Consider the following 24,287-nt stretch of genomic DNA (forward strand, 5'->3'; position numbering starts at 1 on the left):
TGGAGACCGCTCCGGTACGGGAGAGCCACGGCATGGTCGTACCGGAGGAGGTGTTGAGCACGACCGTGGTGCGGGGGTTCGCGGCGGCGACCGCCTCGATCAGCCGAGCCTGCCCGCCCGGCAGGGCCAGCGAGGTCCGGTCGCGGCCCTCGGTGGCGTCCTCGTAGGCGAACAGTACGACGCTGCGCGCCTCCGCGGCGGCCTTCACGGCATCGGCGAGATCGGCGGCCCGGGTCGCCTTCGTGGTGTGCCGCAGCCGGAACCGCTGGCCCTTGTCCCCGCCCTCGGCGAAGACGGCGAGCCGGTGGGTACCCGCCGTCAGGGCGAGGGTGCGCCGGCGGACGGCGAGCCCGTCGGGCGCCCTGCCGAGGAGTCCGCCGGCGAAGTGCTCGGCCACGCCCTGCCGGACGGGGAACATCTCCTCGCCGTCGAGGCGCACGCTCGGCCGCTTCCCGGTGTAGTGGACGAGCAGCGTCCACTCGTCGTCAGCGGCGAGCATGAACTCGCCCTCGTGGCTCCAGCTCCGCCCGGCCTCCACCCCCCGGTCGGCGAGGTCGGCGGCCGGGGTGAGCAGTTTCGCCGGGAGCGGTCGGCCGTACAGGTCCTCGCCGAGGGCGTGGCGCACCGTACTGCCGTTCCCGGCGCGCTGCCGGATCGCGTCGAGCGGGGAGAGCGCCTTGTCGGGGACCACGTGCGCGCTGCCCCCGCCGCCGACGAAGGGCACCTGCCCGGTGGGTCCGATCACGGCGACCGAGCGGGCGGCGGCGCCGGTCAGCGGCAGGGTGGCGTGCTCGTTGTGCAGCAGCACCGCACCCGCGGTGGCGACCCGGCGGGCGACCCGGGCCCCGGCGGCGGCGTCACGGGCGGGCCGGGCCGGCGGGTGCGCCGCCAGCAGGCCGAATCGGTCCATGGTCGCCAGGATCCGGCGTACCGCGAGGTCCACGGCGTCCTCGCGGACCGAGCCGCCGCGCACGGCCTCCTGGAGCGGGCCGCCGAAGTGGGTGCCGCCGGGCATCTCCATGTCGAGGCCGGCGCCGATGGCGGCGACGGTGCTGTGGGCCGCGTCCCAGTCGGACATCACCCAGCCGCCGAACCCCCAGCGCCCGCGCAGCACTTCGTCGAGCAGCGGCTTGTTCTCGCAGGCGTACGTGCCGTTGACCTTGTTGTACGCGCCCATCACCGCGCCCGCGCCGGCGGCGACGGCGGCCTCGAAGCCGCGCAGCTCCGTCTCGTACAGGGTCTGTTCGGCGGCCACGACGTCGACGGTGTCGCGGCCCTGCTCCTGGTTGTTGAGGGCGAAGTGCTTGACGGTGGCGATGAGCCCTTCGTCCTGGATGCCGCGGACCATCTCCGCGACGAGGTCCGCCGTGAGCCGCGGGTCCTCGGCGAAGGTCTCGAAGTTCCGCCCGGCGTAGGGGGTGCGGATCAGGTTGGCCATCGGGGACAGCTGCACGTCCTGGCCGAGCGCCCGGCCCTCGCGGCCGATGACCCGGCCGTACTCGCGGGCCAGCGCCGGGTCGAAGGCGGAGGCCAGCATCACGGGCGCGGGCAGCGCGGTGGCCGGTTTGGCGACCCGTACCCCGGCGGGCCCGTCGGCGAGCCGCAGCGCCGGGATGCCGAGGCGCGGTACGCCGGGCAGGTACCCGGCCTGGCCGAGCGGGGCCGGGTCCCGGCCGCCGTGCAGCAGGCCGGTCTTCTCCTCGAGGGTGAGCCGCCCGAGGAGGGCGTCGATCCGGGCGGTGCTGCCGGGCCGGGCCTCGGCCGGGGTGGCTGCTGCGGCCGCCGGGGCCGTACGGGAGACGGCGCCGGGCGGCACCGCGGCCACGCAGCCGCCCGTTCCCAGGGCGACCCCCATCCCCCCGAGCAGCCGCATCGCGCAGCGTCTGGACACGGCCTCGCTCATGGCGCTCCCTGCGGCTCCGGTCGGCGGGAGCGGCCCGCGCCGGACCGCTCCCGCGCCCACTGTGCGCCGCCGGCCCGTCCGGATCCGCTCAGACGCGCCACCGCTGCGCCGAGGTTCAGCCCTGCGGCGGCGGCTCCAGCGCGTCGGCATGGCGGCGCGGCCCGTCCTGTGCCTGGACGCGTGCCTCGGTGCGGTGCCCGCGCGCGATGTAGTCCCGTACGACGGCCTCCACCGCGTCCTGGGGCGAGCCGATCCCGGCGAGGACCATCACCTCCACCACGAGCTCGGCGTCGAGTCTGATGTCGACCTTGGCCACGGCCACCTCCTGATCGTCGCCCGGGGGACTCCGGCCCACCCGCAAGCCCTCCCCGCGCCCTTGGGCCCGAAAACACGGAACCCGCCCGGGACGCGGGTTTTCGCGTCCTCGGGCGGGTCCTCGACCGGCGGCGGCGTCGGCTACGCGTTCGGGCGCAGCGTCCAGACCACGGTCATCTCGCCCGTCACGGCCTCGTCCTCGCGCTGGATGGCGATGGTGACGGGGAACTCCGGGCGGCCGCCCGCGTCGAGTTCGGCGACGACCTCGGCGGCTGGGCGGCCGAGGGTGGCGGTGGCCGTCACGACGCCCTTGGCGAGCTTCTTGTAGCCGATCTCGGCCTTGACGGCGAGGGGCACGGCGCGCGAGAGCTGGTCGCCGAAGGCGGCCAGGACGATCGCGCCGCTCGCGGACTCGGCGAGGGTGAACATGGCTCCGGCGTGCGGGCCGCCCACGTGGTTGTGGTAGTCGGGCTGGTCCGGCAGCCGGACGACCGCGCGCTCGGGGGTGGTCTCCAGGAACTGGAGGTTCAGGGTCCGGGCCATCGGCACCGTCGCGGCGAGCAGTTCGCCCACGTTCATCTGATCTGCGCTCATGGAACGCGATGTTACCCGTGAGTAGATGCGCTTGGCCAGACCTCTCCCGGGGGCGGCCGTGGCTCCTTGCAGCCACTCCCACTATCGTTACCGGCCATGTGGCCAGGACAGCAGCAGCCGCCCGGGGGAGAACAGAACCCCCAGGACGCGCATCAGAACCCGTACCAGCAGCAGCCGGGACCGCCGGGGCAGCAGCCGAACCCGTACCAGCAGCAGCCCGGCTACGGATACCCGCAGGCGGGCTACCAGACGCCCCCGCCGGTCCAGCCGTGGGGCCAGCCCCAGCAGGCCGTGCCGCCGCAGGGCGGCGGCGGGAGCCCGTACGCGACCAAGACCGTGGCCATCGTCGCGGCGGCCGCCGTCGTCGTGGTGGCGGCGGCCACCGGCGCGTTCGTCCTGACCCGGGACGACAAGAAGAACGACGAGGCCGACAACAAGCCCGCCGCCGCCTCCTCGGCCCCGGCCACCTCCGAGGCCCCGGCCTCGCCCGGCGCCAACCCGCGCGCCGGCGGCGACGTCAAGCCGGTGATCGCGGGCTGGAAGGTCGTCGTCAACCCGAAGTACGGCACCGCCTTCGACGTCCCGCCGGAGTGGAACGTCTCGAGCGCGGGCGTCATCGCCGGCTTCGAGGACGCGACCAAGAACGACGGCAAGCCGGTCGTCAGCTTCTCCGCGCCGGCCTTCCTCAAGGAGGACTGGTGCAAGGTCGACTCCAACAAGGACGGCCGTGAGGAGTCGACCGAGCTCGCCGGCACCGGCACCAAGGGCGGCCAGGGCGCCAAGGACACCGCCGAGGCCGTGAAGAACGAGGCCGGCAACTGGGCGTTCGCGGCGTTCGCACAGAAGGCGCCGAAGGGCACCGTCAAGGTCTCGGAGCCCAAGGAGTACACCACCTCCTCCGGCCTCAAGGGCCATATGGCGACCGCCACGGCCACCGGCGTGCCCAAGGAGAACAAGTGCTCCTCGGACGGCAAGTCGATCGCGTTCAGCTTCAAGACCGCGAACGGTGACTTCTCCAGCTGGGTCCTCTTCGCCGCCTCGGGCGTCCAGGGCGAGGTCCCCCAGGAGACGATGGACAAGATCCTCAGCTCGGTGCGCCTGAACGGCACCGTCAGCAACAGCTGACGCACAGGTCACACGTCACACGTCCGCCTTTTCGCACCATCCGTTCGACCCCGCGCCCCGGGCCGTAATCCGTTTGGATTCTCGGCCCGGGGCGTGGATAGTCCGGGGGTGAGCTCTCCCCCCACCGCCCCTCCCCGTACGACCGCACAGCGCCGCCGGCCCGCCTGGGCCGGCCGCAACTACACCCTGCTGACGGGTGCCGCGGTCGTGACGAACCTCGGCAGCCACGGAGCGCTCATCGCGTCGGCCTTCGCCGTCCTGGAGGCGGGCGGGTCCGGCGGGGACGTCGGCCTCGTGGCGGCGGCCCGTACGCTCCCGCTCGTCCTCTTCCTGCTCATCGGCGGCGCCCTCGCCGACCGGCTGCCACGCCACCGGGTGATGGTCGCGGCCAACGCCCTCAACTGCGTCTCGCAGGCAGCCTTCGCCGTGCTCGTCCTGACCGGGCATCCGCAGCTGTGGCAGATGATGCTGCTCACCGCGCTCTGCGGTACCGGTACCGCCTTCTTCAACCCGGCCGCCGAGGGCATGCTGCTCTCCAGCGTCTCCGGCGAGCACGCCAACCGCGCCTTCGCGCTCTTCCGGATGGCCATGAACGGCGCCGGCATCGGCGGGGCGGCCCTCGGCGGGGCCATGATCGCCGCGATCGGTCCCGGCTGGGTCCTCGCCGTGGACGCCGCCGCGTTCGCGCTGGCCGGAGCCCTCCGCGCCTTCCTGGACGTCGGCCACATCCCCGAACGGGCTGCCGGGGGCGGCCTGCTGGCGGACCTGCGCGAGGGCTGGGTGGAGTTCCGGACCCGGCCCTGGCTGTGGAGCATCGTGCTCCAGTTCTCCGTGGTCGTCGCCGTCGTCGGCGCGGCCGAGGCGGTCTACGGTCCGCTCGTCGCCCGCGACCAGCTGGGCGGGGCCGCCCCCTGGGGGCTGGCACTGGGCTTCTTCGGCATCGGCACCATCGCCGGGGCCGTCGTGATGATGGTGTGGAAACCGCGCCGGCTGCTGCTGGTCGGCACCCTGTGCGTGTTCCCGCTGGCGCTGCCGTCGGCGGGTCTGGCGGTCCCGCTGCCGGTGTGGGGCCTCTGTGCGGTGATGTTCGTCAGCGGCACGGCCATCGAGGTGTTCGGCGTGAACTGGATGACGACCATGCACCAGGAGATCCCGGAGGAGAAGTTCTCCCGGGTCGCCGCGTACGACTGGTTCGGCTCGGTGTCGATGCTCCCGCTGGCCACCGCCGTGGCCGGCCCGGTCGAGTCGGCCTTCGGCCGCACCTCCGCCCTGTGGGGCTGCGCCACGCTGGTCGTGCTGGGCACCGCGGCGGTCCTCTTCGTCCCGGACGTGCGCCGGCTGACCCGCAAGCCCCCGCCCCCGAAGGCCTCCTCGACCCCGGCCGCCGCCGCTCCCGACGCGGTGGCCGCGTCCACCGGGGTCAGCCCAGGCTGAACGCGCCTTCCGGCGGCTCCGGCGAGGCAACGGCATCCGCATCCCCGACCGGCACCGCCCCCTTCATGAACCGGGCCAGGGCCGCCCCCTCCTCGACCCGTGCGGGAAACGCGTCCGCCGCGCACAGCCGTGTCAGCGCTGCCACCGGCAGCTCCGCGTCCGAGGCGAGCAGCACCGCGTTCCCGAACCGCCGCCCGCGCAGCACACCCGGCTCCGCGACGAGCGCGAGCTCCCCGAACACGGCCCCGAAATTGGCGAGCTGGGCCCGCAGGAAGCCGAACGGCGCGCCGTCGGCCAGATTCGCCGCGTAGACCCCGCCCGGCCGCAGCACCCGGGCCGCCTCCCGCGCGTACTCCACGGAGGTCAGCTGCGCCGGCACCCGCGAGCCGCCGAACACGTCGGCGACCAGTACGTCCTCGCTGTCGGCGGCCGCGCCCTCCAGCCAGGCCCGCGCATCGGCGGCGTGCACCGTGACACCCGACCCGGCCGGCAGCGGCAGGTGCTCCGCGACCAGCTCCACCAGAGCGGCGTCGAACTCCACCACCGCCTGCCGGGAGCCCGGCCGGGTCGCCGCCGCGTACCGGGGCAGCGTCAGCGCGCCGCCGCCGAGGTGCAGCACGTCCAGCGCGGTCCCCGGCTGCGCCACGCAGTCCAGGACGTGCGCGAGCCGGCGTACGTACTCGAACTCCAGGTACTCGGGATCGTCGAGGTCCACGTACGACTGCGGTGCGCCGTCGACGGTCAGCAGCCAGGCCCGCTCCCGGTCCACGTCCGGCATCAGCTTGGCGGTGCCCTGGCCCACGTCCCGGACGACCGGGATCTCTTCGTCGCTCACCGCACCATTGTCCGGCAAGCAGTACGTCAGGCCGCCCAGACGGCGGTCGTCTCGGCCGCGTGCTCCGCCGCCTGCGCGAGCCCGGCGCGCGCCGCCGGGTCCCGCCGCGCCGGGTCCAGGACGTTGCGCCCGAAGGCCTTGCGGGCCTGCGCGGACGGGGTGATCAGCAGCACCTGCGCCCCCGCCGCCCGCAGCCGCGCCGCCTGGGCGGCCGGTGAGGGGACGAGCCCGGATCCGAGCGCCAGCGGCGCGAGGATCACCACCCGCGCACAGCCGGAGGCGAGGTCGGCGTTGGTGGCCGACCGGATCCCGCCGTCGATGAACCGGCGTCCGCCCACGGTGACCGGCGGCCACACCCCGGGCACCGCGCAGCTCGCCGAGACCGCGTCGACCAGCCCGGCCCCGCTCTCCCGGTCGAAGGCCGCGAGCTCGCCGGTGAGCGCGTCGACGGCGGTGACGACGAGCCTGCGCTCGGGCCACTCGTGCGAGACGAGCCGGTCCTCCAGCACCTTGCGCCGCTCCGCCTCCCCGCCGGTGTCGGCGGCCAGTGCGAGGGCGCCGACCCGCCTGCGGTAGCTCTCCGGGTCCCGCGAGCGCACCATCGCGACGGCGTACCGGGCGACGAGCCCCGCCCCGAGCCGGGCGACGGCCTCGCCGGCGGGGTCGCCGAGCTGGCGTTCGTACAGCTCCTGCGGGGTGAGCAGCCCGGAGGTGAGCTGGGCGCCCACCACCGAGCCCGCCGAGGTGCCGACTACGAGGTCGGCGGCGGTCAGGTCCACGCCCGCCTGCGCGAGCCCGTACAGGATCCCGGACTCCCAGCCGATGCCGGTGAGTCCTCCGCCGCCCAGCACCAGTGCCGTACCGCCGCCGCCCATCCCGGCCCACCCCTTCTTCGAACGCCCGTGGTGACGGCAGTCTGGCGCAACCGGACCGCCGCCACCACGGCAGGGTGTCAGGACATCAACGCGGATACGGGCGGCGATTCAGTCGAGCACGGCCGTGACCGTCCCCGCGCCGACGGTCCGCCCGCCCTCACGGATCGCGAAGCCGAGCCCCGCCTCCAGCGGCATATCCCGTCCCAGCTCGACGGTCATCGCGACCGTCTCGCCCGGCCGGGCCACCCCCGCCTCGCCCAGGTCCACGTCCCCCACCACGTCGGCGGTGCGGATGTAGAACTGCGGCCGGTACCCGGACGTCACTGCTGTCGTACGGCCGCCCTCCCGCGCGGACAGCACGTACACCTGCGCGGTGAAGCGGCGCCTGGGCACGACGCTCCCGGGCGCGGCGACCACCTGGCCGCGGCGCACTCCGTCCCGCGGCACCCCGCGCAGCAGCAGCGCGACGTTGTCCCCGGCCTCGGCCGACTCCATCGGCTTGCCGAAGGTCTCCAGGCCGGTCACCACGGTCAGGGCGGGCTCGCCGTCGCCGCCGAGGACGCTCACGTGGTCGCCCATGCGGACGCTGCCGCGCTCGACGGCGCCGGTCACGACCGTCCCGCGTCCGGTGATGGTCAGGACGTTCTCCACCGGCAGCAGGAACGGTGCGTCCGTGTAGCGCACCGGCATCGGCACGTACGTGTCCACGGCGTCGAGCAGCGCCTCGATCGCCCCGGTCCAGCGCGGGTCGCCCTCCAGCGCGCCGAGTCCGGAGACCCGTACGACCGGCGCGCTGTCCCCGCCGTATCCGTTGGCGGTGAGCAGCTCGCGGACCTCGAGCTCGACGAGGTCGGTGAGCTCGGGGTCCCCGGCGTCGGCCTTGTTGAGCGCGACGACGATGTGGTCGACGCCGACCTGCCGGGCGAGGAGCACGTGCTCGGCGGTCTGTGGCATGACCCCGTCGAGCGCGGAGACGACGAGGATCGCCCCGTCGAGCTGCGCGGCGCCGGTGACCATGTTCTTGACGTAGTCGGCGTGCCCGGGCATGTCCACGTGGGCGTAGTGCCGGGTGTCGGTCTCGTACTCGACGTGCGTGAGGTTGATGGTGATGCCGCGCCGCGCCTCCTCCGGGGCCCGGTCGATCCGGTCGAACGGCACGAAGGAGGCGCCGCCGCGCTCGGCCAGGACCTTGGTGATGGCGGCGGTGAGGGTGGTCTTGCCGTGGTCGACGTGACCCATGGTGCCGATGTTGAGGTGCGGCTTGGTGCGCACGAAGGCCGTCTTGGCCATGATGTCTTTTCCCGTTGATTCGATGATCCGAAACTGCGACGGGACCCCGGAAGCCGAGCCGACCCTCCCCCTGCGGGGTCCGCCGGACTGTCCGGGAAGGGTCAGCTTCGTGCGCCGTCGAATGCGGCGAAGGCAGTTGCCTCGAAAGTTTCGAATGCCTCGAAGAGGAAAGCGGCAGCCTTCGGCGCGTCCGCGACTGCGGACGGCGCTGCGGGGAAGGCGTACCGGGACATGCCGCTGATCCTGCCGGACCGGCCGTGCCGCGTCGAATGAATTACGAGCGCTTGCGGCCGGCACGCCGAGTGCACGCACCGGACCCCGCTCCTTGACGGGCAAACGCTGCCTGACGCGGCACTAGAGGTTCTTGAGCGCTTCGCGCACGGACAGCGGGGAGAGCGAGTCCCGTTCCCTCTCGACGAAGGCGCGGACGGCCTCCGGGTCGGTCTTCGCGTACTCGCGCAGCGCCCAGCCGATCGCCTTGCGAATGAAGAAGTCCGGGTGGCCGCACTGGCGGCGGCAGTAGCCGAAGAGTCGCTCGGTGTCCGTCGCGGACTTGTAGCGCAGCTGGTGGAGGAGGGAGGTGCGGGCGAGCCAGAGTTCCTCGTCCCCGATCCACTCGTCCGTCACGGCCGTGAGCGCCCGGTCGGCGGCCACGAGCGGGCCGACCGCATGGGCCGCGAGGTGGTCGACGGTGTCCCACGACGGGACGGTGACGATCAGCTGCCGGACCACCGGCAGGAAGCCGGAGGAGCACACCCCGGCGTGCCGGCGCAGATAGTCCACCGCGAAGTAGTGGTACTCGCGCTCCGGGAGCTCCCAGCACCGCAGCACGAGCGCCGCCACGTCCGCCTCCGCCGGCTTCGGGGTCTGCGCGGTCACGGCTTTCGACAGCTCGCGCCGCAGCGGGGTGCGGATGCCGAGGAAGGGCGCGACGTCCTTCATGTACGCGGCCATGGACCGGGCCTGCGCCGGGTCGGCGGCCGCCCCGTACGTCGTGGCGAGGCGGTCGAGGAGGGTGTCCGCGAGGGCGCTGCGCGGGACCTTCGGGGGTCGCTGGTCGTTCGGCCGCATGAGGCCCAGATTACGGCGCGACGCCGCATTGGTCGGCTAGTCTCCCGGGATGTCCCTCCTCCTCGCGCCGTGGACCCGGCTGTCGCTGCTCGTCGTGCTGCTGCTGGCGGCCGGCGTGTGCGTCGTGCTGTACGAGCCCCAGCGCATCCTGTCGGAGGGCTGGCCCCCGGGTCTGCCGGTGGGGGCGGCGGTCCTGCTGTTCGCGGCCGCGTACGGGGTGGCCACGGCGGCCCTGGTGCCGCGACCGCTGCTCAACCTGGCGGCGGGGGCCGTCTTCGGCATCCCGTTCGGCCTGGTCGCGGCGGTCGGCGGCTCCGTCATCGGCGCCGGGATCTCCTTCGGGCTGGGCCGGATGATGGGCCGGGACGCCGTACGGCCGCTGCTGCGCGGCCGCTGGCTCCAGGCGGCCGACGACCAGCTGGCCCGGCACGGCTTCCGCTCGATGCTGGCGGTCCGCATCTTCCCGGGCCTGCCCTTCGCGGTCGCCAACTACTGCGCCGCCGTGTCCCGCTGCGGCTGGCTGCCCTTCCTCCTCGCGACGGCGATCGGCGTCGTCCCGAACACCGCCGCGTACGTGGTCGCGGGCGCGAGCGCCTCCTCGCCGGACTCCCCCGCCTTCCTCGCCTCCTTCGGCTTCATCGCCGCCTCCGCGGTGGCGGCGGCGGTCGTCGGGTGGCGCAAGCGGCACCGGTTGGCGCCCGTACCGGTGTGTGAAACGTACGATCATGCCCCCCAGCACCCCCCTGTGGTCGGTGCCGCTCCGCACGGGCCCTAGCATCGGACCCGAACTGCCCGACGATCACAAGGACGAGCGCACCCCGACATGAGCTGGTTCGAATCCCTAATCCTCGGTCTCGTCCAGGGGCTTACGGAGTTCCTCCCGATCTCCTCCAGCGCCCACCTCCGGCTGACCGCGGCATTCGCCGGCTGGCAGGACCCGGGCGCGGCCTTCACCGCGATCACGCAGATCGGCACCGAGGCCGCCGTACTGATCTACTTCCGCAAGGACATCGCGCGGATCATCTCCACCTGGTTCCGCTCGCTGTTCACGAAGGCGCTGCGCAGGGAGCAGGACGCCAAGATGGGGTGGCTGGTGATCATCGGGTCGATCCCGATCGGTGTCCTCGGCATCGCGTTCAAGGACCAGATCACGGGCCCGGCCCGTGATCTTCGGCTGACCGCCACCACCCTGATCGTGATGGGCGTCGTACTCGGCATCGCGGACCGGCTGGCCGCCCGCGACGAGGAGGGGGGCCGGCACCGCGCCATCCGCGAGCGCAAGACGCTCAAGGAACTGGGCGTCAAGGACGGCCTGATCTTCGGTCTCTGCCAGGCGATGGCCCTGATCCCGGGCGTCTCCCGCTCCGGTGCGACGATCTCCGGCGGTCTGCTGCTGGGCTTCACGCGTGAGGCGGCCGCCCGCTACTCGTTCCTGCTCGCCATTCCGGCCGTACTGGCCTCGGGCGCGTTCGAGATCAAGGATGTGATCGAGAGCCCGGGTCACATCACCTGGGGACCGACGATCTTCGCCACGGTCATCGCGTTCTTCGTGGGATACGTCGTCATCGCATGGTTCATGAAGTTCATCTCCAGCAAGAGCTTCATGCCCTTCGTGGTCTACCGGATCGCCCTGGGCATCGCGCTGTTCGTACTGATCGGCATGGGTGTGCTCAGCCCCTTCGCCGCCGAGTCGGCCGGCTGACACCGCTGCCGCTCACCGCTTCGCGTGAACCGCAGGCCGCTCGGGAACGTTCCCGGGCGGCCTGCGCGTCGTTGTGCCTGAAGAGACCTGAAGAGACCGGAAGGCAAGCAGCAGGGGGTGTCCCATGGGTCGAGTGGTGCTGGAGCGGTTTCCGGCCGGAAGTCCGAGGGGAAGCTGGCCCGCCGAGGAGTACGCCGCCGAGCGGATGCGCGAGGGCGTGCCGGCCGAAGTGGTGATGGACCTGGCCACCGACGCGTTCCTCGTCGTGGTCCGGCAGCGGGAGGCGCATTTCGGTCACTGATCGCCCGCGCGGAGATCCGGTGCGCGCACGCCCCTTGGCCTCGCCGCCCCGCACCCCCACACTGACCCGATGACGCAGCGTGTGGACCTCGCCACGGTCATGGACCGGCTGGCGATCGACGAGGTGGTCACGGGGTACGCGGTGGCCGTGGACGATGGCGACTGGGCGGCGTACCGCGCGCTGTTCGCCCCCGCCGGACGGGCCGACTACAGCTCGGCGGGCGGGATCGAGGGCCCGGCCGCCGAGGTTGCGGACTGGCTCGCGGAGACCATGAAGCTGTTCCCGGTGCGCCAGCACCTCATCGTCAACCGGCTGATCCGGCTGGAGGACCTCGGCGGCTCCCCCGGCGACCGTGCCGAGGTGCGCGCCGACTTCCTCAACCCGATGCGGCTGGCCGGCGAGGAGTTCGACGGGTCGGTGACCGTGCCGAACTTCGTCGCCGCCGGCCGCTACACCTTCGGTCTCGCCCGCACCGCCCGCGACGGCTGGCGCCTCACCCGCGTCACCGTGCACGAGAAATGGCGGCACATGTCCGCATAGACCGTCTCCGGACCCTGCTCGAACGGCCGCCCGGGCGGCCCTGTTCCACACTGGAAGCGGAGGCGCGTCATGCTCTCGAAGCGGGCCCGGTGCTGGCGTGCGGCGGCCGCGGCCGCCGCCGGGGCGCTGGCCTGCCTCGAGTTCCCCGCTCCCGCGCTCTGGTGGTTCGCGTACGTCGCCCTCGTGCCCTGGATGCTGCTGCTGAGGTCGGCGCCGACCGGGCGGCGCGCCGCCCTGGAGGGCTGGCTCGGCGGCGCCGGGTTCATCGTGGCCGTCCACCACTGGCTGCTGCCCAGCCTGCACGTGTTCCTGCTGCCGCTGGCGGCCCTGCTGGGGCTGCTCTGGATCCCCTGGGCCCTGCTGGTGCGGGAGTTCCTCGGCGGGGTCCCGGATCCGGGCCGGGCTGCGGCCGCGCTGTTCCTCGTACCGGCGGGCTGGCTGCTGTCGGAGCTGGCCCGGTCCTGGCAGGGGCTGGGCGGGCCGTGGGGGCTGCTGGGGGCGAGCCAGTGGCAGGTGGCGCCCGCACTGCGGCTCGCCTCGGTGGGCGGGGTGTGGCTGGTGAGCCTGCTGGTGGTGGCGGTGAACTGCGGGCTGGTGCTGCTCATCGCGATGCCGGGCGCCCGGGTCCCGGCGGTGGCCGGGATGACGGGGTGCGCGGTGCTGACCGGGGTGGTGTGGCTGTGGGTGCCGCGGCCCGAGGTGTCGGGCACGCTCCGCGTGGCCGTCGTACAGCCGGGCCTGGTGGCGGACGGCCCGGACAGCGCCGACCTCCGGTTCGCCGCCGGGGAGCGGCTCACGCGGACGCTGGCCGGGCAGCCGGTGGACCTGGTGGTGTGGGGCGAGAGCAGCGTCGGGGCAGACCTGGCGGCGCGCCCGGACCTGGCCCGGCGCCTCGCATCGCTCTCCGCCCAGGTCGGCGCCCCGCTGCTGGTCAACGTCGACGCCCGGCGCCCGCCGGGCCCGGCCGCGGCGCCGGTCGCCACGGCGGCTGCGCTGCCCGACGGCGGCATCTACAAGAGCTCCGTCCTCGTCGGCCCCCGCGGGCCGACCGGCGACCGGTACGACAAGATGCGCCTGGTCCCCTTCGGCGAGTACATACCGGCCCGGTCCCTGCTCGGCTGGGCCACCTCGGTCGGCAAGGCCGCAGGCGAGGACCGCCGGCACGGCGAGACCCCGGTGCTGATGAGCCTGCCGGGGCGGCCCGGAGTGCGGTTCGGCCCGCTGGTCTGCTTCGAGTCGGCCTTCCCCGACATGAGCCGCCGCCTGACGCGCGACGGGGCCGCCCTGCTGATCGCCCAGTCGGCCACCTCGAGCTTCCAGCACAGCTGGGCGCCGGCGCAGCACGCCTCGCTCGCCGCCGTGCGCGCCGCCGAGAACGGCCGCCCCGTGGTGCACGCCACCCTCACCGGGATCAGCGAGGTGCACGGCCCCTCGGGCGAGCGGATCGGCCCGGCGCTGGCGACCTCCGCGCGTGCAGCGCAGGTGTACGAGGTCCCGCTCGTCGGCGGCACGACGTTCTACGTCCGCTTCGGGGACTGGCCCGTGGGGGCCGCCCTCGCGCTGCTGGCGGCGTACTGCACGCTCGAGGGCGCCCGGTCGCTCGGGCTCAGGAAGCCTGCTCCAGAGCCGACGACACCACCTGCTCGCACAGCTCGTGGGTGAGCAGCGCGTCGCGGGCGCCGACCGTCCTGCCCGCCGCGACGGACTCCAGGAACGCGTCCACGGCCTGCTCGATGCCGCGCTGGCGGGCGACCGGCACCCAGTCCCCGCGGCGCCGCACGGTCGGCTGGCCCCGGTGGTCGATGATCTCGGCAAGGTTGACGACCTGCCGCTTGGTCTCCTGCCCGGACACCTCGAGGATCTCCTCGGTGGAGCCGGACAGCCGGTTCATGATGCCGAGCGCGGTGAAGCCGGCGCCCGACAGCTGAAGGACGACCTGGTGCATCAGCCCGTCGCGCACCTGGGCCCGGACGTCGATGTGGTCGGTCTCGCCGGGCAGCAGGAAGCGCAGGGTGTCGACGACGTGGATGAAGTCGTCGAGCACGAAGGTCCGGGGGTCCTCGGGCAGCCCGATCCGGTTCTTCTGCATGACGATGAGGTCGCGCGGGTGGTCGGCGCACTGCACGTAGCCGGGCGCGTGGCGGCGGTTGAAGCCGACGGCGAGTGACACCCCGCGCTCCTCGGCCAGTTCCACCAGCCGCCGCGATTCCACGAGCTCGTAGGCGAGCGGCTTGTCCACGTACGTCGGCACGTCCGCTTCGAGCAGCCGTGTCACGATCTCGGGGTGAACGGCCGTCGGGGCGTGCACGAATGCCGCATCGAGGCCTTCGGCCAGCAGTCCGTCGAGGTCGGTGTGCCGGCGTCCGGCCGGGATGTGGTGCATCTCCCCGATCCGCTCCAGCGTGGCCGGAGTACGGGTCTGCAGGTGCAGCTCGACGCCCGGGCGGGCGGTGAGGACGGGCAGGTACGCCTTCTGCGCGATGTCGCCGAGTCCGATGACGCCGACCTTCACCGGGAACCTCCAGGTTGATCCATGCTGGACTTCCGCAGCTTAATCGCTGGTGGCGGGGCCCGCGTTCGCCGAGGATGTCGACCATGACCACCACCACCGGATCCCACCGGACCGAGCCCTCCACCACCGCGAACGAGCGGGAGATGCTGGACGGCTGGCTCGACTACCACCGCTCCACCCTCGCCTGGAAGTGCGAGGGGCTCGGGGACGAGCAGCTGCGCCGTGCCGTGCTCGCTCCCTCCGAACTGAGCCTGCTGGGCCTCGTACGGCACATGGCGGAGGTGGAGCGGTACTGGTTCCGGGAGATCATGCTGGGCGAGGACCTCCCGGAGCTGTACTGCACGCGCGAGGACCCGGACGGGGACTTCCACTTCGGCGCGAACGACACCTGGTCCGAGGCCGAGCAGACCTGGCAGACGGAGGTCGAGCTGGCACGCCAGGCCGCGGCGGGCCGTTCGCTGGACCTGCTGTCGGATCCCGGGAGCCACCACCGCGGCGAGACGTTCAGCCTGCGCTGGGTCTACACGCACATGATCGAGGAGTACGCGCGCCACAACGGGCACGCGGACCTGCTGCGCGAACAGATCGACGGCGCCACGGGCGACTGAGGCCCCCGGGGCCGAGCGGCTGCCGGGCCGGTGTCCGGCGGAAGTCCGTCACCCGTGCGGGGTCAATATAGGCTCCGGGTTTTCACAACGGGGTCCTCGCACAGCAGAGTTGCGCGAGTGCATCCAACGCGAACCACGACAAAGCTGCTGCTCGGAGTCGCCTGTGCCGTCTCGGCCGTCTCCGGCTGCGTGCATGTGACCCCCGCCCCGATGCAGCCGGCGGGCGCCCGCGGCACCACGGGGACGTCACCGCAGTACGAGCCGCGCGGCGGACCGGGGGCCGCGCCGGTGGCGGTCCAGGCACCCGCCCTGGAGGCGCTGAAGACCGTACCGGGGCAGTCCGCGCAGCCGGCGGCCTCCGCCGCGAGCCGACAGGCCGCGCCCCGCAGCGCGGCGGTTCCGGCAGGCACGGCGGGCGCGGGGCACGAGGGGCCCGAGGCGCCCTCACAGGCCGTCCCGCCGGTGCCGGACATCCCGGAGCCGCACCGGCCCGCCGCACGCCGCTCAGCGGGCATGGGGGGCCGTACGGACCCGTCGGGGCCGGACGCGCACGTGCCGCGCGAGCTGGTGAAGGAGCTGCCGGTCCGGCCCGCCGACGTGTGCGCGCTGGGCCGCCGGCACGGCCGCTGGCACCCGGACAGCCCGGAGGCCCGTATCTGCGCGGGTGTCCACGGCGGCTGAGCGGCCAGCCCTGCGGCTCGCTACGGGTGCTGCTCCGGGAACGGCCGGGGCCCCCTGCCCGGTTCCGCGGCCAGTCGCCGCTCCAGCCGGGCGATGGCGGCCCGTACGCCGTTCCCGTACCCGTCGTCGGCCAGGGCCCCGGTGGCGGCCCGGGCCCGGGCCAGGTGCACCCGTGCCGCCTCCGGCCGCCGGAGCTTGACGTAGTCGGCGGCCAGGCTCAGGTGCAGCGACGGGTAGAACACGCGCACGGCGGGATGCGGCTCCTGGTGCGCGGGCAGCCCCTCCCGCAGCCCCCGCCCCAGCCCGTCGGCGGCGGTCAGGGCCCGCAGGTCCCAGGCCAGTTCGTCGGCGGGGTCGTCCTGGGCGTCGGCCATGTAGTGCGCGAGCGTGCACCGGTGGAGGCAGTCGCCGTCCTCGCCGATCTCGTTCCAGATCTCGCCGAGCCGGTTGCGGGCCTCCTCGCGGTCACCGGCGTGCAGCAGGATGACGGCCTGGCCGATCCTGGTCATGACGGCGTCCTCCGACGCCTCCTGCTGCTCCGTCACGGCGGCCTCCGTCTTGCTCTGCCAGACCTGCTCCGGCCTGGTTCGTCACGACGCTAACGGCAGGCACCGGCAATGGCGCCGAGGCGCGGTGGGGCGTCAGCCCAGGTCCGGGATCCGCCAGTCGATCGGCTCATGGCCCTGCGCGGCGACGGCCTCGTTGATCTGCGTGAAGGGCCGGGAGCCGAAGAACTTCTTGGCCGACAGCGGGGAGGGGTGGGCGCCCTTGACGACCGCGTGCCGCTCCTCGTCGATGAGCGGGAGCTTCTTCTGGGCGTAGGCGCCCCACAGCACGAAGACGGCCGGGTCGGGGCGGTCGGCCACTGCGCGGATCACCGCGTCGGTGAACTTCTCCCAGCCCTTGCCCTTGTGGGAGTTGGGATCGGCCTCACGGACGGTGAGCACCGCGTTGAGCAGCAGGACGCCCTGCTCGGCCCACGGCATCAGGTACCCGTTGTCCGGGACGGGCGTGCCCAGCTCCGCGTGCATCTCCTTGTAGATGTTGCGCAGCGAGGGCGGGGTCTTGACCCCGGGCTGCACGGAGAAGCACAGGCCGTGGCCCTGGCCGGCGCCGTGGTAGGGGTCCTGGCCGAGGACGAGGACCTTCACCTTGTCGAAGGGAGTGGCCTCCAGGGCCGCGAAGACCTGCTCCCGGGGCGGGTAGACCGGCCCGTTCGCCCGCTCCTTCTCGACGAACTCGGTGAGCTCTTTGAAGTAGGGCTGGTCCAGCTCGTCGCCGAGGACGGGGAGCCAGGACTCGGGCAGCATCTGGGTCACGTCTACAACCTCCGGTACAAGTTCTCGCAACTGCGTGGTGCAACAGCTCAGAACCTACCGGGGGCCACTGACAACGCCTCATCCGCGGGCGCCCGAGGGCGCCCGCGGCAGGGGCTACCAGCTGGTCTTGCGGTACAGCTCCCACATCTGGAAGACGGTCTGCGGGTCGAGCGCCCGCTCGGCGCCGGCGATGTCCTCACGGGCGGCGACGTACAGCTTGCCCTGCCACAGCGGCAGCAGCCGGACGTCCTCGGCGAAGATCTGCTGGGCCTGCTCGAACTCGCGGACGCCGGCCGCGCGGTCGCTCTCGCGGCGGGACTTGGGCAGCAGGTCGGTGAGGATCTCGGCGGGCTCGTACGGGGTGCCGACCGCGTTCTCCTTGCCGACGAACGGCGCGATGAAGTTGTCCGGGTCCGGGAAGTCGGGGAACCAGCCGCGGCCGAAGACCGGGTACTCGCCGTTCTTGTAGCCGACCTGGAACACCTTCCAGGGCTGGCCCCGCAGGGTGACCTTGAAGAGGTTGCTCTCGTCCAGCTGGCGCTTGAGCTCGGTGAACTCGTCGGCCGTGGAGGCGCCGTAGCGGTCGGTGGTGTACCAGAAGGTCAGCTCCACCGGCTGGGTGATCCCGGCGTCCTTGAGGATCTTCTGGGCCTTCTTGACGTCCCCTTGGCCGTACTTGTCGTAGAAGGGCGTCTTGTGGCCCACGACCCCCTTGGGGACCATCGAGTACAGCGGCTCGGCGGTGCCCTGGTACACCTTGGAGACGATCGCGCCGCGGTCGATGAGCTGGGCGATGGCCTGGCGCACCGCCGGCTTGGCGACCTGCGGGTCCTTGGGGTTGAAGACCAGGTAGCGGATCTCGGCGCCGACGTTCTCGACGACCTGGACGCCCAGCCCGTGCGACGCGGGGGTCTGCAGGTCCTTGATCTCCGGGGCCGACAGACCGCGGTAGGTGGCGTCGATCTCCTTGTCCTTGAGCGCGGCGACCATCTTGGTGGAGTCCGCGAAGTAGCGGATGGTCACCCCGTCGTTACGCCGGTTCGCGAAGCCGTTGTAGGTCCCGTTCTTGCCGAGGACCGCCTCGCTGCCTTCCTTGTACGAGTCGAGCACGAACGGGCCGGAGCCGGTGACCTTGCCGTCCTCCCGCACCTTGTCGGCCGGGTAGTCCTTGGGGGCGACCAGCGAGGCGGCCGGCGAGCCGAGGACGAAGGGGAAGGTGGCGTCCGGGGTCTTCAGGTGGAAGACGACCGTCAGCGCGTCCGGGGTCTCGATCTTGTCCAGGCTGCCGAACAGGCCCTGCGGACCGGTCTGGGAGTTGATCGTCCGGATCCGGTCGAGCGAGTGCTTGACGGCCTTGGCATCGAGCGCCTCGCCATCGGAGAACTTCAGGCCCTTCTTCAGGGTGCACCGGTACGACTCGTTCGCCGCGTCGGTGAACTCGCAGTTCTGGGCGGCGTCGGGCTGGGGCTTGGTGGAGCCCGTGGGGAACGCCAGCAGGGTCTGGTAGACGTTCCGGTACAGCTCCCAGGAGCCGTCCCAGGCGGCGGCGGGATCGAGGGTGCTCGGGGAGCTCGTCGTGCCGACGACGATTCTCTTCGCGGCGTCACTGCTGTCGTCCGAAAGCAGACCGCATCCGGCGAGCAGGGATATGGACGCAAGGGCCGCAGTGATCTGCAGGCATCTGGTCCGGATGAACACGTGCACGCTCCTCGATCAGCCAGGGGTGCGGCAGACCCTACCGCAGTGCCTCACAAATCCAATGGGCAGGTTTCATGTGACACTTGACCGATTTCGTGCATATTAGGTACGCATTTACCTCCCCTGGGGAGGCAAATGCGTCCGATTATCGATCAGTGGACTCCGGCATTGAGGAACATTCCTCCGTCAACGACGAGAGTTTGGCCCGTGATCCATTCCGCTTGTGCAGATGTAAGAAAAGCCGCAGCCCCGCCGATGTCCTCGGGGAGCCCGAGCCGGCCGAGCGGGTAGGCCGCCGCGGCCTCCTGCTCCCGGCCCTCGTACAGCGCCTGGGCGAACTTCGTCTTGACCACCGCGGGGGCGATCGCGTTCACGCGGACCCCGGGCGCCATCTCGTGGGCGAGCTGGAGGGTGAGGTTGACCATGGCGGCCTTGCTCATCCCGTACGCGCCGATGAAGGGCGAGGCGGAGACGCCGGCGATGGAGGCGATGTTCACGATCGCACCGCCGTTGTCCTTCTGCCAGGCGTGCCAGGTCCGCTGGGCGAAGCCGAGCGCCGAGATCACATTGGTCTCGAAGACCTTGCGCGCGACGCCGAGGTCCAGGTCCGCGATCGGACCGAAGACCGGGTTGGTGCCCGCGTTGTTGATCAGGAAGTCGACCCGCCCGAAGGCCTCCATCGTCCGCTCGACCGCGACGGCCTGGTGGGCCTCGTCGTGCGCCTTGCCGGCGACCCCGATCACCCGGTCCGCACCGAGCGCCTCGACGGCCTCCTTGAGGGCGTCCTCGTTGCGCCCGGTGATGCACACCCGGTCGCCGCGGGCGACGAGTGCCTCGGCGATGCCGTAGCCGATGCCCCGGCTCGCACCGGTGATCAGTGCGACCTTGCCGCTGTCCGCTGCGTTCGTGCTGCTGTTCGTCATGATCCTGCACCCTGCCTCTCGTCAGTTGAGCGGGCCGCCGGCCACGTACATGACCTGGCCGGAGACGAAGCCGGCGGCCTCGCCCGTGAAGAAGGCGATCGCGTTGGCGATGTCGTCCGGGCGGCCGACGCGCTGGACCGGGATCTGCGAGGCCGCGCCGGCCTGGAAGTCCTCGAAGCCCACGCCCATGCGCGCGGCCGTCTGGGCGGTCATCTCCGTGACGATGAAACCGGGGGCGACGGCGTTGGCGGTGACGCCGAACTTGCCGAGCTCGATGGCCAGGGTCTTGGTGAAGCCCTGCAGGCCGGCCTTGGCCGCGGAGTAGTTGACCTGGCCCCGGTTGCCCAGCGCCGAGCTGCTGGAGAGGTTGACGATGCGGCCGAACTTGGCCTCCACCATGTACTTCTGACAGGCCTTCGACATCAGGAACGCACCGCGCAGGTGGACGTTCATGACGGTGTCCCAGTCGTTCTCGCTCATCTTGAAGAGCAGGTTGTCGCGCAGCACACCCGCGTTGTTGACCAGGATGGTCGGGGCGCCCAGGGCGCCCGCGACGCGCGCGACGGCCGCCTCCACCTGGGCCGCGTCGGAGACGTCGCAGCCGACCGCCAGGGCCTTGCCGCCGGCCGCGGTGATCGCCTCGACGGTGTCCTTGCAGGCCGCCTCGTCGAGATCGAGCACGGCGACCGCCCGGCCTTCGGCGGCCAGACGCACGGCGGTGGCCGCGCCGATGCCCCGGGCCGCCCCGGTCACGATCGCGACGCGCTGCTCGGTGGTGGACATGGTGGATCTCCTCGCGCTCGGAATCCTCAGCAGCGGCTCCTCGCTGGTGAGCAACCGCTTAGTAGCTTCAGTTGAGGAGACGCTAGGAGCCCTGGCACCCGGTGTCAACGGCACCCGGCCCCAGGGCTCCTCACGTCACGAAGACCGCCGCACGGATCGTCGTACGGCCGCCTCGCGGATCAGCGCACCAACAGATCCAGGAGCCGTTCCACCTCGGCCTCCGGGTCGGTCGTCAGACCGGTGTGCACCGGCCCGGGCTGCACCACCGTGCTGCGCGGGGCGATCAGCCAGCGGAACCGGCGGCCCGCGTCGTCGCCCGCCGCCTGGCCGGCCCACTCGCCGCCGGCGCACACGCCCTCGACCCCGTGCAGGGCGGCGCGTACGCCGGCCACGTCGGCCTCCGGGTCCAGGACGAGGAGCTTGGCCTCGTCCAGGTGGGTGCGCGCGGCCACGTACGAGCGCGCCCGGCAGTAGACGATCACGCCGGCGTTGAAGCACTCGCCGCGCTCCATCCGGGGCACCACGCGCACCAGCGCGTACTCGAACACGTCCCGCTTGGTCACTCGCTGTCGCTCTTCTTCTTGGTCTTGTGGGGCCATTCGGTCAGATGGTCGGTCAGCCACCCGGGCGGCTTGGAGGGGGCCTTCACCTCGGCCTCCATCGAGATCCTCTCGTGGATCGTGGCCGCGCGCGGCAGCAGCACCTCCACGTAGGCGCGGCGCACCGCGTCGGTGGAGTCGAAGCCCGGCTCGTCGACCAGCCACTCGTCGGGCACGTCGGCGACGACCTCCTCGAGCAGGTCCCGGGTCACCAGGGGCGCGAGCGCGGCGGCGGCCGCCGCGATGTCCGGGCCGACGGGGGCCAGGACGTGGTCGGAGGCGTTGTACGGCTTGGCGGCGGCGCTCTCGGCGGTGGGCCAGTTGTGGTGCCAGATCATGGTGGCGCCGTGGTCGATGAGCCACAGGTCCCCGTGCCAGACCAGCATGTTCGGGTTGCGCCAGGACCGGTCGACGTTGTTGATCAGCGCGTCGAACCAGACCATGCGCCCCGCCTCGGCGGGGTCCACCTGGTATGCGAGCGGGTCGAAGCCGATCGACCCGGGCAGGTAGTCCATCCCGAGGTTGAGTCCGCCGCTGGCCTTCAGCAGCTCCTGGACCTCCTGGTCGGGTTCGCCGAGCCCGATCACGGGGTCGAGCTGCATCTGCACCAGCCGCGGGACGCGCAGGCCCAGCCGCTGCGCCAGGCGCCCGCAGACGACTTCGGCAACCAGGGTCTTGCGGCCCTGGCCGGCTCCGGTGAATTTCATGACGTAGGTACCGAGATCGTCGGCCTCGACGATCCCCGGTAGCGAGCCGCCTTCACGCAGGGGCGTGACATAGCGGGTTGCTAGGACCTCTTCCAACACTTTCCCAGGCCACCCATCTTTTCAGCCTTGCAATCAACGGACTACATCTCTGGAGCGCGTGGGCAGGAATCACCAGTCAACGGGGCTGGGGAGAATCTGGGGAGTTTCGGCTGGCGGGCCGGTCTCCCCGCTCCCCAAGGAGCCCGTCGAGCGTGCCTCGGCCCTTACTGCCCGCTTCCGGCATGAAGTGAGCATAGTAACCGAGGGTGATCGCCGGCGAGGAGTGTCCGAGCCACCGAGCCAGGGTCACGACGGACTCCCCCGCTTCCAACATGATCGAAGCGTAGGTGTGCCGAAGCACGTGGAAACCGTCCTTCGGGGCCGCCGCCCACTGCCAGGATTTCGCCCCCTCGGCACGTGGCGGGATGACGCCAGCCTTGGCCAAAGCAGGCTTCCAGGTATAGGTGTTCCAGGTGTTCACCGCGACGGCATTCCCAAAGCGCGTAGTAAGCAGCAAGGAGATCTTCCTCCTCGCCCCATCCGGCTTCCCCCACGGAAGCTCCACGACGACTGGCGGACACGCCTCCATGTGACGCTTCAACTCCTCGGCGACAGCACGGGGCATGTCGACGCTGCGGACCTTCTTCCCCTTCGGCAGGGCGAGGTACAGCCTTCCATGAATGGCCTGTACCTGCCGCCGAACGTGGAGAACCCCGCGTTCATAGTCGATATCCTCCGGGCTCAGTCCGAACACCTCGCCCTGGCGAAGGCCGCAACCCAGGCCGACTACGACGGCGATCCTGTTCCGCGAGTTGATGGCATCGCGGACTCGAAGTGCCGTAGCCATCGGCCACGCGTCGCGTCGCTCCCGTGGCGACTTGGGCCACCGGACAGATTTCGCGCGCATAGGGTTGCGCACGAGACGCTTGTCGTCGACAGCTGCCTCCAGAATGGAGGAAAGCTCCGAAAGGATGCCACGCTGGTAGTCGATCGACGAGACTGTAGACCCCAGCGTGGTTATGAACGCCCGTAGATCCGTTGCGGCGATGTTCCGGAGCGGGATCTGGCCCAGGTGCGGGACGATATGGAGACGAGTTCTACGCTCTTGGCCGTCCTGGGTCTTCGGAGCACCACCTCGCCCCGGCGCCCAATGCGTCGCAATGTAGTCGGCCAGCGTGATGGACCCGTCACGCGGATCTACGAACTCGCCGCGCTCCTCGTCTGTGGCTGTACGCCGGAGCCACGCCTTTGCGTCCTCAAGCACATCGAAGGAACGGTCCCGCACCCCCGGTATGCCAGCGACCTTGTAGCGCTTGCCCTTGCCATAGCGTGCGGTCTTTTCCCGCCTTCCAGTGACGGGATCCTTCGTCTTCCTGATCCAACGGTCCTCGATATAGCCGGCCAATCCAGCCCTCTTTCAATTGAGATGTGGGTGTCGAACAGTCCGAGTCGTCACGCCCTGGAGCCAGCGCGTCGCTGCGGCTGCGAGTTCAACGGGTCCAGAGCAGGGTTGGAACGGGAGTCCGCGCATTCCTGCTCATTGATCCAAGCGTCCAGAGATTGCCGCCGGTACATGACGCGCCCACGGGGCCCCATACGGAAACTAGGCGGACCGTGCCTTCGGTGGCGCCAGACATAAAGTGTGTGCGGCGAGAGGCCGAGGTATGCAGCGGCGGCCCTTACGTTCAGGAATGATGCATCTACTGCGCCTGCCGAGGCCGATGCAGCCAATGCTGAATGTAGCGAATGCGTAGGAGTGGGTATGGACATGGAGTTCTCTCTGCAGGGGCTGCAAGGGCGTGCGGGTCGCGCGCAACCCCGTTCGCCATAACCCCACCGCCAAGCGCAGTCGCGTACGAACATCGAGAAGGTTGCTGACACGCCCACACCACCCACCGCCAAGTAGTCGGTGCGAGCTCCTTCAATGATCTGGAGAATCCCCGGTTTGGCTGACCGGGGATCGTCTGCTATGTAGAGAAGGGGTGGCCAGTTTGCCGCCGCTCAGGCATCCCGGCCTTGCTCGTACGACGCCAACCGATAGGATCGATGAGCGGGGTCCGCGCCCACCACGACCGGAACCAGCAGTTCATCCCGGGAGAGCCGGCCGAAGTCCTGAGTCGCGCGCCGCACTGCGCCCCCGAGAACCTGGGCCGACTGATACGGGGTAGAGCCGGGATGCGCCGCCACGAAGATCAGGAGCGCTCGGTCTCGTCGGTACGCCTCCCGAATATGGCCCTCGGCAAACAGTGCGGCCGCGCACACGCAGAGACAAAGCGATAGAGCAACGACCGCATACTCATCGCAGAGACTCCCAGATACGGCACAGCCCGCACCGATGACGAACAGGGCTGGAGCCGTTAGGCGAAATGCAAAGTGAACAAAGCTAGACAGCTGAGACTCCAAAGGTGGACATAAGAGGCAGAGAGTGGCCGG

25 protein-coding genes and 1 pseudogene are annotated in these 24,287 nt (G+C 71.6%); 9 read left to right on the top strand and 17 right to left on the bottom strand.

Features of this window, described 5'->3' with window-relative positions; translation table 11 throughout:
* Positions 1 to 70 precede the first annotated feature (70 nt).
* The 3 genes and pseudogenes from AB0M76_RS17925 to AB0M76_RS17935 form a co-directional block, all read right to left on the bottom strand.
* Positions 71 to 2,053, bottom strand: a pseudogene (locus tag AB0M76_RS17925) (glycoside hydrolase family 3 N-terminal domain-containing protein); the annotation flags it as partial.
* Positions 2,019 to 2,219 carry a DUF2191 domain-containing protein gene (locus AB0M76_RS17930; protein ID WP_365953726.1) on the bottom strand — a complete coding sequence of 67 codons (201 nt, stop codon included), beginning with the start codon at positions 2,217 to 2,219 and terminating at the stop codon, positions 2,019 to 2,021. The gene AB0M76_RS17930 and the pseudogene AB0M76_RS17925, both read right to left, overlap by 35 nt.
* Positions 2,220 to 2,359: 140 nt before the next feature.
* Positions 2,360 to 2,812 carry a DUF4442 domain-containing protein gene (locus AB0M76_RS17935; RefSeq protein WP_189973593.1) on the bottom strand — a complete coding sequence of 151 codons (453 nt, stop codon included), beginning with the start codon at positions 2,810 to 2,812 and terminating at the stop codon, positions 2,360 to 2,362.
* 96 nt (positions 2,813 to 2,908) lie between these two features.
* Between AB0M76_RS17935 and AB0M76_RS17940 the strand changes: the two genes are divergently transcribed.
* Both AB0M76_RS17940 and AB0M76_RS17945 read left to right on the top strand, forming a co-directional pair.
* Positions 2,909 to 3,937, top strand: a complete 1,029-nt coding sequence (locus AB0M76_RS17940; protein ID WP_365953727.1) for a hypothetical protein — start codon at positions 2,909 to 2,911, stop codon at positions 3,935 to 3,937.
* 108 nt (positions 3,938 to 4,045) lie between these two features.
* Positions 4,046 to 5,371, top strand: a complete 1,326-nt coding sequence (locus tag AB0M76_RS17945; RefSeq protein WP_365953728.1) for an MFS transporter — start codon at positions 4,046 to 4,048, stop codon at positions 5,369 to 5,371.
* Here AB0M76_RS17945 and AB0M76_RS17950 read toward each other — a convergent pair.
* The 4 genes from AB0M76_RS17950 to AB0M76_RS17965 form a co-directional block, all read right to left on the bottom strand.
* On the bottom strand, positions 5,358 to 6,149 hold the full coding sequence (locus tag AB0M76_RS17950; protein ID WP_365953924.1) for a fused MFS/spermidine synthase: 792 nt from the start codon (positions 6,147 to 6,149) through the stop codon (positions 5,358 to 5,360). The genes AB0M76_RS17945 and AB0M76_RS17950 overlap by 14 nt on opposite strands.
* An 83-nt stretch (positions 6,150 to 6,232) precedes the next feature.
* A complete protein-coding gene (locus AB0M76_RS17955) occupies positions 6,233 to 7,081 on the bottom strand; it encodes a patatin-like phospholipase family protein (RefSeq protein WP_365953729.1) in 849 nt (282 codons plus the stop codon).
* Between the two features lie 108 nt (positions 7,082 to 7,189).
* Positions 7,190 to 8,371, bottom strand: a complete 1,182-nt coding sequence (tuf, locus tag AB0M76_RS17960; RefSeq protein WP_365953730.1) for an elongation factor Tu — start codon at positions 8,369 to 8,371, stop codon at positions 7,190 to 7,192.
* A 354-nt stretch (positions 8,372 to 8,725) separates the two neighbouring features.
* Positions 8,726 to 9,442, bottom strand: a complete 717-nt coding sequence (locus AB0M76_RS17965; protein WP_365953731.1) for a DNA alkylation repair protein — start codon at positions 9,440 to 9,442, stop codon at positions 8,726 to 8,728.
* Between the two features lie 49 nt (positions 9,443 to 9,491).
* Here AB0M76_RS17965 and AB0M76_RS17970 point away from each other — a divergent pair, with 49 nt between their 5' ends.
* The 5 genes from AB0M76_RS17970 to lnt all read left to right on the top strand — a co-directional run bounded on the left by AB0M76_RS17970 (position 9,492) and on the right by lnt (position 13,647).
* Entirely contained in the window at positions 9,492 to 10,217 is a 726-nt protein-coding gene (locus AB0M76_RS17970; protein ID WP_365953732.1) for a VTT domain-containing protein, read from the top strand.
* A 48-nt stretch (positions 10,218 to 10,265) separates the two neighbouring features.
* Positions 10,266 to 11,144, top strand: a complete 879-nt coding sequence (locus AB0M76_RS17975) for an undecaprenyl-diphosphate phosphatase (RefSeq protein WP_365953733.1) — start codon at positions 10,266 to 10,268, stop codon at positions 11,142 to 11,144.
* 124 nt (positions 11,145 to 11,268) lie between these two features.
* A complete protein-coding gene (locus AB0M76_RS17980; protein WP_365953734.1) occupies positions 11,269 to 11,445 on the top strand; it encodes a hypothetical protein in 177 nt (58 codons plus the stop codon).
* Between the two features lie 69 nt (positions 11,446 to 11,514).
* A complete protein-coding gene (locus AB0M76_RS17985; RefSeq protein WP_365953735.1) occupies positions 11,515 to 11,985 on the top strand; it encodes a nuclear transport factor 2 family protein in 471 nt (156 codons plus the stop codon).
* 69 nt (positions 11,986 to 12,054) lie between these two features.
* Positions 12,055 to 13,647, top strand: coding sequence for an apolipoprotein N-acyltransferase (gene lnt, locus AB0M76_RS17990; RefSeq protein ID WP_365953736.1), 1,593 nt, complete (start codon positions 12,055 to 12,057; stop codon positions 13,645 to 13,647).
* Here the strand turns inward: lnt and AB0M76_RS17995 are convergent.
* A complete protein-coding gene (locus AB0M76_RS17995; protein ID WP_365953737.1) occupies positions 13,592 to 14,497 on the bottom strand; it encodes a Gfo/Idh/MocA family oxidoreductase in 906 nt (301 codons plus the stop codon). The two genes, lnt and AB0M76_RS17995, sit on opposite strands and share 56 nt — an antisense overlap.
* A gap of 83 nt (positions 14,498 to 14,580) precedes the next feature.
* Here AB0M76_RS17995 and AB0M76_RS18000 point away from each other — a divergent pair, with 83 nt between their 5' ends.
* Both AB0M76_RS18000 and AB0M76_RS18005 read left to right on the top strand, forming a co-directional pair.
* Positions 14,581 to 15,105 (top strand): DinB family protein, encoded by a 525-nt coding sequence (locus AB0M76_RS18000; RefSeq protein ID WP_365953738.1) that lies wholly within the window; start codon positions 14,581 to 14,583, stop codon positions 15,103 to 15,105.
* Between the two features lie 117 nt (positions 15,106 to 15,222).
* Positions 15,223 to 15,786, top strand: a complete 564-nt coding sequence (locus AB0M76_RS18005) for a hypothetical protein (protein WP_365953739.1) — start codon at positions 15,223 to 15,225, stop codon at positions 15,784 to 15,786.
* Positions 15,787 to 15,806: 20 nt separating this feature from the next.
* On the opposite strand, the gene AB0M76_RS18010 is transcribed toward AB0M76_RS18005, so the two are convergent.
* From AB0M76_RS18010 to AB0M76_RS18050, 9 genes are all read right to left on the bottom strand, one after another.
* Positions 15,807 to 16,331, bottom strand: a complete 525-nt coding sequence (locus AB0M76_RS18010) for a hypothetical protein (RefSeq protein ID WP_365953740.1) — start codon at positions 16,329 to 16,331, stop codon at positions 15,807 to 15,809.
* A gap of 96 nt (positions 16,332 to 16,427) precedes the next feature.
* A complete protein-coding gene (locus AB0M76_RS18015) occupies positions 16,428 to 17,096 on the bottom strand; it encodes a uracil-DNA glycosylase (protein WP_365953925.1) in 669 nt (222 codons plus the stop codon).
* A gap of 123 nt (positions 17,097 to 17,219) precedes the next feature.
* Positions 17,220 to 18,803, bottom strand: a complete 1,584-nt coding sequence (locus tag AB0M76_RS18020) for an ABC transporter substrate-binding protein (protein ID WP_365953741.1) — start codon at positions 18,801 to 18,803, stop codon at positions 17,220 to 17,222.
* A 152-nt stretch (positions 18,804 to 18,955) separates the two neighbouring features.
* Positions 18,956 to 19,726, bottom strand: coding sequence for an SDR family oxidoreductase (locus AB0M76_RS18025; RefSeq protein WP_267000725.1), 771 nt, complete (start codon positions 19,724 to 19,726; stop codon positions 18,956 to 18,958).
* Positions 19,727 to 19,747: 21 nt separating this feature from the next.
* Entirely contained in the window at positions 19,748 to 20,509 is a 762-nt protein-coding gene (gene fabG / locus AB0M76_RS18030) for a 3-oxoacyl-ACP reductase FabG (protein WP_365953742.1), read from the bottom strand.
* A 179-nt stretch (positions 20,510 to 20,688) separates the two neighbouring features.
* Positions 20,689 to 21,072, bottom strand: coding sequence for a DUF3037 domain-containing protein (locus tag AB0M76_RS18035; RefSeq protein WP_365953743.1), 384 nt, complete (start codon positions 21,070 to 21,072; stop codon positions 20,689 to 20,691).
* Positions 21,069 to 21,914, bottom strand: a complete 846-nt coding sequence (locus tag AB0M76_RS18040; RefSeq protein ID WP_365953745.1) for a HipA family kinase — start codon at positions 21,912 to 21,914, stop codon at positions 21,069 to 21,071. Before AB0M76_RS18040 ends, AB0M76_RS18035 begins: the two co-directional genes overlap by 4 nt.
* A 76-nt stretch (positions 21,915 to 21,990) precedes the next feature.
* Positions 21,991 to 23,118 carry a tyrosine-type recombinase/integrase gene (locus AB0M76_RS18045; RefSeq protein ID WP_365953926.1) on the bottom strand — a complete coding sequence of 376 codons (1,128 nt, stop codon included), beginning with the start codon at positions 23,116 to 23,118 and terminating at the stop codon, positions 21,991 to 21,993.
* Positions 23,119 to 23,306: 188 nt separating this feature from the next.
* Complete coding sequence (locus tag AB0M76_RS18050; RefSeq protein WP_365953927.1) at positions 23,307 to 23,717, bottom strand: helix-turn-helix domain-containing protein; 411 nt, start codon at positions 23,715 to 23,717, stop codon at positions 23,307 to 23,309.
* Positions 23,718 to 24,287 lie beyond the last annotated feature (570 nt).

It is taken from the genome of Streptomyces sp. NPDC051364 (genome assembly GCF_040682115.1).
GTDB lineage: Bacteria > Actinomycetota > Actinomycetes > Streptomycetales > Streptomycetaceae > Streptomyces.